This window comes from Coprobacter sp. (genome assembly GCF_982436375.1).
Genome location: NZ_CEWDCG010000123.1, coordinates 1 through 9,362 on the forward strand (window position 1 = coordinate 1; position 9,362 = coordinate 9,362).

The window sequence follows — 9,362 nt, forward strand, 5'->3', positions numbered from 1 at the left end:
GTGACAAAAATGCTGCCGATTCCTATTTGGCAGCATTTTTGTTGAACAGGAGGTGAGGTATTTTGTCGGATGATGATAATTTGTAGAGTCATGTCTTTGAATGCTTCGGTAAAATTTGATAAGAAAAGAAAAATATAGATAGCTATGAGTGATAAAAAGAACAAAAAGAATGAGATACATGATGAGAAGTCAGGTACTCAATCGACCGAAGAGGCAGCTGTTGAAACTTCTGAAGTTCCGGAGAATGTGGCAGATGAAAATCTTCCGGAGGCAGAAGATGCAGCATCAGATGCTGCCAGTTTGACAGCAGAAATAGAAGAGCTGAAGGCGCAGATCGAACAGCTTAATAAGGATAAGTTGTTGTTGATGGCCGATTTTGAGAATTATAGAAAAAGAACTCTTCGTGAAAAAGCTGATCTTATCAAAAGCGGTGGTGAGGATTGTTTGAAACGGATATTGCCGTTAGTCGATGATTTCGAACGTGGTTTACTCGCTATTAACGAAAGTGCGGATGTCGAGGCGGTTAAAGAAGGTATGACTTTGATATATAATAAGTTCAAGACTTTCCTTGATCAACATGGTATAAAAGAAATTCCAGCCAAAGATGAAGATTTCAATACAGAATATCATGAGGCTGTAACGACATTCCCTGCTCCGAGTCCTGAGATGAAAGGCAAGGTAATCGATTGTGTGCAAAAGGGATATACGATGAATGACAAAGTGATTCGCTTTGCCAAGGTTGTTGTCGGTGAATAATTGAAAGGGTAAAAAATGGCTAAGCGAGATTATTATGAAGTGCTGGATGTTGCCAAAAATGCAACAGACGAGGAGATAAAAAAAGCATATCGTAAGAAAGCTATACAGTATCACCCGGATAAGAACCCCGGCGATAAGGAAGCTGAAGAGAAGTTTAAAGAAGCAGCCGAGGCTTATGAAGTATTGAGCAACCCCGATAAGCGAAGTCGTTATGATCAGTTCGGACACGAAGGGTTGAACGGTGCAGCCGGTGGTGGCGGATTCAGTGCCGGAGGGATGTCTATGGAAGATATATTTTCTCATTTCGGAGATATTTTCGGTGGCGGTTTCGGCGGATTCAGCGGTTTCGGTGGTGGAAGCAGCGGTCGTACACGGCGTCACGTTAACCGGGGATCGGATCTTCGGGTAAAAGTAAAACTTACATTAAAAGAAATATCTACCGGAGTCGAGAAGAAAATAAAAGTAAAAAAATATGTCGGTTGTAAGGCATGTCACGGAACAGGAGCTGAGAACGGTACAGCTTACACGACATGTTCTACTTGTAATGGGAGCGGTGTCGTTACTCAGGTACAACAAACATTTTTAGGTGCGATGCAATCGACGACTACATGTCCTACGTGTGGAGGGGAAGGGCGCATTATAACCAAAAAATGTAATGTTTGTAACGGAGAAGGCATCTTAAAGGAAGATGAGGTTATTACATTGAATATTCCAGCAGGGGTAGCTGAAGGAATGCAGCTTTCGATGAGCGGAAAAGGAAATGCTGCCCGTCACGGGGGAGTAAACGGTGATTTGCTAATCGTGATAGAGGAAGAACCGCATCCGGAATTGTTACGTGATGAAAATGATCTGATATACAATGCTCTTCTTGATTTCCCGACAGCGGCTTTAGGAGGGGCTCTTGAAGTCCCTACGATAGACGGTAAGGCGAAAGTCAAGATAGAACCCGGAACTCAACCCGGAAAGGTATTGAGGCTGAGAGGAAAAGGTTTGCCCTCTATTAATCGTTACGGTGTAGGAGATTTATTGGTAAATGTTTCGGTATATGTGCCGGAGAGTCTGACTACATCGGAAAGACAGGAAATAGAGAAAATGAAAGGTGCTTCCAACTTTACTCCTTCCAAGTCTGTAAAAGATCGTATATTCAGCAAGCTGAAACACATGTTTGATTGATAGTGGTAATGTGAATTGAAAATAGCAATACGGCATCTGCGATTATTTGTGTAGATGCCGTATTTTTGTGAAAATACTTATGGTAGATTGTCCCGTCTATTTTGCTCCTCTACAAGGTTATACCGATGCTCCTTATCGAAATTATTTTCACACTTATTTCGGTGGAGTAGATGCTTATTATACTCCCTTTGTTCGTTTAGAGAATGGAAATAAATTTCGGAATAGAGATATTTCGGATATTGATCCTTTGCGGAATTCTGTGCCGATTCTTGTTCCTCAGGTTATAGCTTCCATTCCTGAAGAATTACGTTCTATACTATGTTTATTCGAAAAACAAGGTTATACAAGAGCAGATCTTAATTTGGGATGTCCGTTTCCTCTTTTGGCAAAACGGCATAAAGGTTCGGGAATATTGCCGTTTCCGAAAGAAGTAGAAGCCCTTCTTAAAGTATTTTTGGAGTTTCCTGCTATCGACTTTTCCATTAAGGCGAGATTAGGATGGGAGAGTGCAGATGAAATTTTTCACTTATTACCTTTGTTGGAAAAATATCCGGTTTCACGAGTGGTTTTGCATCCCCGTTTAGGGATTCAACAATATAAAGGAAAAACCGATCTGAAAACTTTTTCCCGTTTTTATGAACTTTGTCCTGTTCCGTTGATTTATAACGGTGATCTGGTAACTTTGGAAGATATAGAGTGTATTATTGCAGATTATCCTCATCTTGCCGGTGTCATGTTGGGAAGAGGTTTATTGACCGATCCGTCATTAGCTTTGACGTATAAATCGGGTACTAAATTGCCGGATAGTGAATTTAGAGAACGTTTATATTGTTTCCACAACGCCTTGTTACAATATTATTCGTCTCATTATCAGGGAGGAGATCATCAAGTTTTGGCAAAGATGAAAACTTTGTGGGAATATTTATGCCCTGATATGGACAGAAAATTAAGAAAATGTATTCTTAAATCTCGTAACTTGGATGCTTATCGGAGTTATGTACAGGAAATATTGAAGAAATAGGATTGTTTATTTGATTTTATTTTTCTACTTTTCCCGAAGAAAAGATTTATTGTTATGCTATCTGTATTGATTCCGATATATAATTATGACTGTCGCAGGTTGATCAATTCTTTGTCTGCCCAAGCAGAGAATTTGGATGTTGAATATGAGATTTTAGCATTTGACGATGGATCATCTCTTTTCTTGAAAGAGAACAGGGAAGTAAAAAATTTGCCTCATGTCGTATATCGTGAATTGGGAAAGAATATAGGCCGTTCGGCTATACGGAATCTTTTAGCAGATGAAGCCCGTTATCCATATCTTGTTTTTATGGATTGTGATATGCAAGTCGTATCGGACTCTTATTTGAAAAATTATCTTGATCATATAGGCGAAGCCCCTGTTATTTGCGGTGGTCGAAGTTTTTGTAGAAAAGAAGATATATTAAATATTAATTTTTTACATTGGATATATGGAACGATCCGAGAGCCTAAACCGGGAGACGATTCTGGAAAGATGTTCTTATCGAATAATTTTTTGATAGAAAAAATTGTTTTTGAAAAGGTCCGTTTTAGTGAAAAAATACGGAATTACGGACATGAAGATACTCTATTCGGAGTGGAATTATATAAAAATGGATTTATGATTCTTTATATTAGAAACCCTTTATTACATGAAGGGTTGCAGACGAATGGAGAGTTTTTAGAAAAGACAAAGAGTAGTTTACAAAATCTCTCGTTTATTTACAAAAATCTGATTCCGAAAGAGGATGCTCAAAATATACGGCTTATAGCTGCTTATGAAAAACTAAAAAAAATACGAATGACCGGGGTAGTTCGTGTTTTAGGAAGCGCTTTAAAGCCTATTATAGAGCGTAATTTGAATAGCCGTCATCCATCCATGTTTCTATTCGACTTTTATAAACTCGCTTACTTTTGTTCAGTACTGCATTCTGAAAGGAAAGATTGATGCGTATTTTCTGTTTTTTTAGAAAAAATCAGATACTTTGAATACAAGTAATGAGTTTGTCCTTATCATTTTTGAAAATGTTTATTTTGAGGATGCATTATTCCTGTTTCTGTTATTTGACTGAGAGTACAAGACAGCGTAAGGTAGGTAATACTACCGGACATATTTATGTGTAATATCAAATTCTGTAGAGTTGTCACGAGTATTTGTTTCAGTTGATTTCCTTCTAATTTACTTTTTCATTGGAAAATTTAACCAGGCTCTTAAGTAGTTTCTAAATATTATATTGTCTGTTGCACAAACAGCAAAAGATAGAGTTTCCGTAAACATTCTTTATAAATTGATTGTTCTTTCTTTACGGGGTGAAGTGAAATATGAAAAATGGTTTTAAGCTAACCTATTAAATACAGAAAATTATGAATATGTTTTGTTTTCAATGTCAGGAAACTGCTCGGGGCACAGGGTGCACGGTAAAGGGTGTTTGCGGTAAAGAGCCTCAAACAGCAGCCTATATGGATTTATTGTTGTATGCTGTCAGGGGAATAGCTATCGTGAACCGGACTTTACGTGAGAAAGGTACGGCACATAACGAAATAGACCATTTTGTTTTGGATGCTTTGTTTTGTACGATAACCAATGCTAATTTTGATGATGAGGCTATAATAGTGCGGATAAAAAAAGCGTTTGAAATAAAAAACATTCTTGTTGGAACGGCCAAAAAGCGGAATATCGCTTTACCGGATATGCCTGAAGTCGCTTATTTTGTTTCTGAAGAGAATTATCTTGCTGAAGCGGCTGAAGTGGGTGTATTGAGTGAGCCGAACGAAGATTTGCGCTCTTTGAAACAAATGGTAATTTATGGAGTGAAGGGTGCGGCAGCTTATACAGAACATGCTTTAAATCTCGGATTTGAGGATCATGACATATATGCGATGATAGAAAATGCCCTTGCAGAAATATCTCGCTCGGATATTTCTGCCGAGGAGCTTGTTTCTTTGGTGTTGAATGTCGGAGAGTGCGGGGTGAAGGCTATGGCTCTTCTTGATAAGGCGAATACCTCTTCTTATGGAAATCCTGAAATTACGAAAGTTAATATCGGAGTAGGTAAACGCCCGGGGATTTTGGTAAGCGGACATGATCTGAAAGATTTTGAAGAGTTGCTCGAGCAGACGGACGGTCAGGGTGTGGATGTTTATACTCATAGTGAAATGTTGCCTGCACATTATTATCCGGCTTTTAAGAAATATAAGCATTTTGTCGGTAATTACGGAAATTCATGGTGGCGTCAAAAAGAAGAATTCGAGACATTTAACGGTGTATTTCTTTTTACGACCAACTGTATTGTACCTCCATTGAAAAGTGCGACTTATGCCGATCGCATTTATACTACCGGTTCTGCCGGATTGCCGGGTGCAAAACATATTCCGAATCGTCAGAAAGGCGGAAAAAAAGACTTTTCGGCACTGATCGCTCATGCAAAACAGTGCCAGCCTCCTGTAGAGATAGAACATGGTGAGATAATCGGAGGTTTTGCCCATCATCAGGTATTGGCATTGGCCGATAAGATTGTCGATGCAGTCAAGTCTGGGGCAATTAAAAAATTTGTCGTAATGGCAGGGTGTGACGGACGTATGAAGTCACGTGAATATTATACGAATTTTGCGGAAGCATTGCCTAAAGACGATGTTATACTTACTGCCGGGTGTGCTAAATATCGTTATAATAAATTGTCTTTGGGTGATATAAATGGTATACCTCGTGTATTGGATGCCGGTCAATGTAACGACAGCTATTCTTTAGTGGTTATAGCTCTTGCTTTACGTGATGCTTTGGGATTGAAAAATATAAATGATTTACCAATTGTTTATAATATTGCATGGTATGAACAGAAGGCTGTTATCGTATTGTTGGCATTGTTGAGTCTCGGAATAAAAAATATTCATCTTGGACCGACTTTTCCGGCTTTCTTTTCACCGAATGTCCTGAAAGTTTTAGTTGAAAAATTCGGAATAACGACAATTTCTTCGGTGGAGGAAGATATGAAACGTTGGATTCGTGCGTAACGTAGTTTGTATTGTGTTCCCCTTATCTGCCTGAATTGGAAAGAGGCAAATAAGGGGATTTGAATTTAATTTTCAAGCAGCAAGGGTAGCGCAAATACTCATATAAATGAGCATTCCTATAATGTCGTTTGTGATGGTGATAAACGGACCGGTTGCAATAGCCGGATCTATTTTGAATTTTTCTAAAGTGATAGGTACTATCGTTCCGAAAATTGAAGCGAATATGACTACGGAAAAAAGAGATAAAGATACGGCTATGGTGACAGCATCAATACCCATACGAAACCAGTTGTATCCGAATACAAGAAGAGAAATCATGCTGGCATTGATTAAAGCGACGGCTAATTCTTTCAGTATCTGTTTCCCTGCATTGTGTAATGCTAATGATCCGTTTGCCAGACCTTGTACTACGATAGCGGAAGATTGTATCCCGACATTTCCGCCAGTCCCTCCGATAAGGGGGATAAAAAGGGCCATTGCAGGGTTTGTAATAAATCCGGTTTCGAAATTTCCGAGAATAATCGAATTGGTAAGTCCTCCGAACATACCTATCAATAGCCACGGAAGCCGGGCAGAAGTTTGTGTATAAATGGTGTCGGTAGTCTCTACGTCTTGGGAGATACCGGATGCCAACTGGTATTCCCTTTCTGCTTGTTCGCGGACTTCGTCCATGACATCATCGACCGTAATGCGTCCTACTAACCTCCCGATACTGTCTATTACGGGAACGGCGACAAGGTCATATTTCTCGAATACCTGTGCGACTTCTTCGATAGGAGTGTCTGTTTTTACCGATACCGGATCTTTTTTCATGACGTGTTTGATCTTCGATACCGATGGGTTGGTTATCATCTTTTTTAGAGGAAAAACACCTTTTAGCCGTTCATCATCATCGACAACATATACATAATATATTTCGTCCATTTCTTCTGCTTGGATGCGCATCTCTTTCAGACATTCGGGCATACTCCAATTCTCATTTACGACAACCATCTCCGTACCCATAAGTCCCCCGGCGGTATCTTCGTCGTATTTCAATAAATCGACAATATCTCCGGCCTGTTCCACATCATCGATATGGGATAAGATTTCTTCCTGAGCCTCTTCATCCATTTCACGGATCAGATCGACAGCATCGTCCGTGTCCAAGTGGTCTATAAATTGTTTAGCTATGACCTCATTGGGAAGATGTTTCAATAATTTTTTACGATCATCTTCATCTAATTCGATCAATACATCTGCTGCTTTCTCGCTATCGAGAAGCATATAGATGAATTCTGCTTCATCTAGATCCAAAGCCTGATAAAGTTCCGCAATATCGGCGGGATGCAGACCTTTTAACAGTTCTTTGGCTTTTTCTGTATCGTTATTTTTAATAATATCTTGTACTTCCTTGATATATTCTTCTGAAAATTGCTCCATAATAAATTAAGCTTAAGGTTGAGGAATGAACTTTTCTATTTGGTTGGTAAGGTCGATAAATTGCTTTACCGAAAGCTGTTCAGGGCGTTTGTCGAAAACGGGATCTTCCAGTAATTCGCATTTTTTTCCTAATAGTTGTCTAAGTGAATTCCGAAGCGTTTTTCTTCTTTGATTAAAGCCTGTTTTCACTATGGTTTTGAATAATTTCTCGTTACATCCCAGCCGTTCTGTTTTATTTCGAGTCATTTTTATTACGGCAGATTTGACTTTTGGAGGAGGGTTAAAGACGTGTTCGGGAACGGTAAACAGATATTCTATATCATACCATGCCTGCATAAGTACACTCAATATTCCGTAAGCTTTACATCCCGGCTTAGAGGCTATACGTTCTGCTACCTCTTTCTGAATCATTCCGCTGCAACATGGAATTTGGTTTTTGTAATCGAGAACTTTGAAAAATATTTGGCTCGATATGTTATAAGGATAGTTTCCGATGACGCAGAATTTCCCTGTAAAAAGATTTGTCAGATCCAGTTTTAAAAAGTCCTGTTCCAATATTCTGCCGTTTAATTGAGGAAAATGTTCAGTCAAATATCTGACAGATTCTGAATCCAATTCTACTACAGTGAGGTCATGATTGTTTTGTATCAGGTATTGTGTCAATACACCCATTCCCGGGCCTATTTCGAGAATGGGAATATCCTTGTAATCGCCTACAGTATCTGCTATTCGGCGGGCTATATCGAGATCTTTCAAAAAATGTTGTCCTAAAAATTTTTTAGGTTTTACCGAGTCTGTCATAAAAATTCAGGTAGCAGGATCGTTAATCAATGTATAATTTGCAAAGGGATTTTAATTAAATCCGGTAAATAGATGTTTCTTTTATGGATAAAATCTATCTTTGCAATACACAAAGGTACAATAATATTTTTTTATCCCGATAAGTTGAAGAAATTACTCGGCAGTATATTGAAGTTTTTTATTCCGTTTCTATGCGGAGCGGCTCTTTTCTGGTATCTGTACAGTCATTTGGACATGCACCAGATCGGAGTCATTTTACAATCTGAAATTAATTATTTTTGGATCGTTCTTTCTATGATTATCGGGTTGATGAGTCATATATTCAGAGCATTGCGTTGGAAGTTGCAGTTAAAGACCTTAGGGGTAGATCCTTCGGTAAAAGCTCTGACAAACGCTGTTTTCGGTATGTATGCCATGAATTTGCTGATTCCTCGTGTAGGAGAAGTGTGGCGTTGTACTTATTTGGCGCGTCGGGAAAAAATGTCTTTTACGCAGGTTTTGGGGTCTATTATTTCCGAACGTTTGTGCGATACGTTAACATTGGTTTTTCTTACTGTTATAACATTTTTCTTGCAGATGAAGGTTTTCCGGGATTTTTTACGAAAATTTCCTACAATTGAGGAAACTCTTTGGCGGATGGTTACAACACCTTGGCTGTATATCTGCATGTTTGTGATGGTCGGATTTTTGATTTGGCTTTTCACGAAGAAAACCGAAAATAGATGGGTAGCGAAAGTAAAAAGCATTGTGAAGAATCTATGGTATGGTTTTCGTACGATATTGAGGATGAAACAAGTAACGATGTTTTTGTTATATACCGTTGCGATATGGTTCTGTTATTTTTTGGAACTTTATGTATGTTTTTTTGCTTTCGGTGCGATGCAGCATTTAGGAGTTTTGGCAGCTATGACGTTATTTGTTATGGGAAGCCTCAGTATGGGAATTCCGGTACAGGGAGGTGTCGGTCCATGGCACTTGGCTATTATTGCGGCACTTTCTATATATGGTATAGGAGAAAATATTGCCGGAGCATTTGCTTTGGTTGCACATGGATCTCAAATGTTATTGATCATATTATTGGGAATTTATACTCTGTTTTCTGTTTCGTTAGAGAAAAAAAAAGACCGAAGTGCCGGATTGGCGGATTTTGTCGGATCGAGGCGGGAAAATGATAATTA

At 38.8% G+C, this 9,362-nt stretch carries 8 protein-coding genes; 6 read left to right on the forward strand and 2 right to left on the reverse strand.

Going from position 1 to position 9,362, the window contains the following annotated elements; genetic code table 11:
- Positions 1-144 precede the first annotated feature (144 nt).
- The 5 genes from AC1WHX_RS07930 (at position 145) to hcp (ending at position 5,961) form a co-directional block, all read left to right on the forward strand.
- Positions 145-756, forward strand: a complete 612-nt coding sequence (locus AC1WHX_RS07930; RefSeq protein WP_022602838.1) for a nucleotide exchange factor GrpE — start codon at positions 145-147, stop codon at positions 754-756.
- 15 nt (positions 757-771) lie between these two features.
- Complete coding sequence (gene dnaJ / locus AC1WHX_RS07935; protein ID WP_122337408.1) at positions 772-1,929, forward strand: molecular chaperone DnaJ; 1,158 nt, start codon at positions 772-774, stop codon at positions 1,927-1,929.
- Positions 1,930-2,008: 79 nt separating this feature from the next.
- Positions 2,009-2,950, forward strand: a complete 942-nt coding sequence (locus AC1WHX_RS07940) for a tRNA-dihydrouridine synthase family protein (RefSeq protein WP_122337407.1) — start codon at positions 2,009-2,011, stop codon at positions 2,948-2,950.
- Positions 2,951-3,004: 54 nt separating this feature from the next.
- Positions 3,005-3,898: a glycosyltransferase family 2 protein gene (locus AC1WHX_RS07945; RefSeq protein ID WP_278582728.1), complete on the forward strand. Its 894-nt coding sequence runs from the start codon at positions 3,005-3,007 to the stop codon at positions 3,896-3,898.
- Between the two features lie 416 nt (positions 3,899-4,314).
- Entirely contained in the window at positions 4,315-5,961 is a 1,647-nt protein-coding gene (gene hcp, locus AC1WHX_RS07950; RefSeq protein WP_122337405.1) for a hydroxylamine reductase, read from the forward strand.
- Between the two features lie 72 nt (positions 5,962-6,033).
- On the opposite strand, the gene mgtE is transcribed toward hcp, so the two are convergent.
- Both mgtE and rsmA read right to left on the reverse strand, forming a co-directional pair.
- A complete protein-coding gene (mgtE, locus tag AC1WHX_RS07955; protein WP_122337404.1) occupies positions 6,034-7,383 on the reverse strand; it encodes a magnesium transporter in 1,350 nt (449 codons plus the stop codon).
- 12 nt (positions 7,384-7,395) lie between these two features.
- Positions 7,396-8,184, reverse strand: a complete 789-nt coding sequence (gene rsmA, locus AC1WHX_RS07960) for a 16S rRNA (adenine(1518)-N(6)/adenine(1519)-N(6))-dimethyltransferase RsmA (RefSeq protein WP_122337403.1) — start codon at positions 8,182-8,184, stop codon at positions 7,396-7,398.
- 144 nt (positions 8,185-8,328) lie between these two features.
- Here rsmA and AC1WHX_RS07965 point away from each other — a divergent pair.
- A partial coding sequence (locus AC1WHX_RS07965) for a lysylphosphatidylglycerol synthase transmembrane domain-containing protein (RefSeq protein WP_481229112.1) occupies positions 8,329-9,362 on the forward strand: 1,034 nt, incomplete at its 3' end.

Coding starts and splice junctions, on each gene's coding strand:
- AC1WHX_RS07930 (WP_022602838.1), top strand. CDS start 145: ATGAGTGATAAAAAGAACAAAAAGAATGAGATACATGATGAGAAGTCA.
- dnaJ (WP_122337408.1), top strand. CDS start 772: ATGGCTAAGCGAGATTATTATGAAGTGCTGGATGTTGCCAAAAATGCA.
- AC1WHX_RS07940 (WP_122337407.1), top strand. CDS start 2,009: ATGGTAGATTGTCCCGTCTATTTTGCTCCTCTACAAGGTTATACCGAT.
- AC1WHX_RS07945 (WP_278582728.1), top strand. CDS start 3,005: ATGCTATCTGTATTGATTCCGATATATAATTATGACTGTCGCAGGTTG.
- hcp (WP_122337405.1), top strand. CDS start 4,315: ATGAATATGTTTTGTTTTCAATGTCAGGAAACTGCTCGGGGCACAGGG.
- mgtE (WP_122337404.1), bottom strand. CDS start 7,383: ATGGAGCAATTTTCAGAAGAATATATCAAGGAAGTACAAGATATTATT.
- rsmA (WP_122337403.1), bottom strand. CDS start 8,184: ATGACAGACTCGGTAAAACCTAAAAAATTTTTAGGACAACATTTTTTG.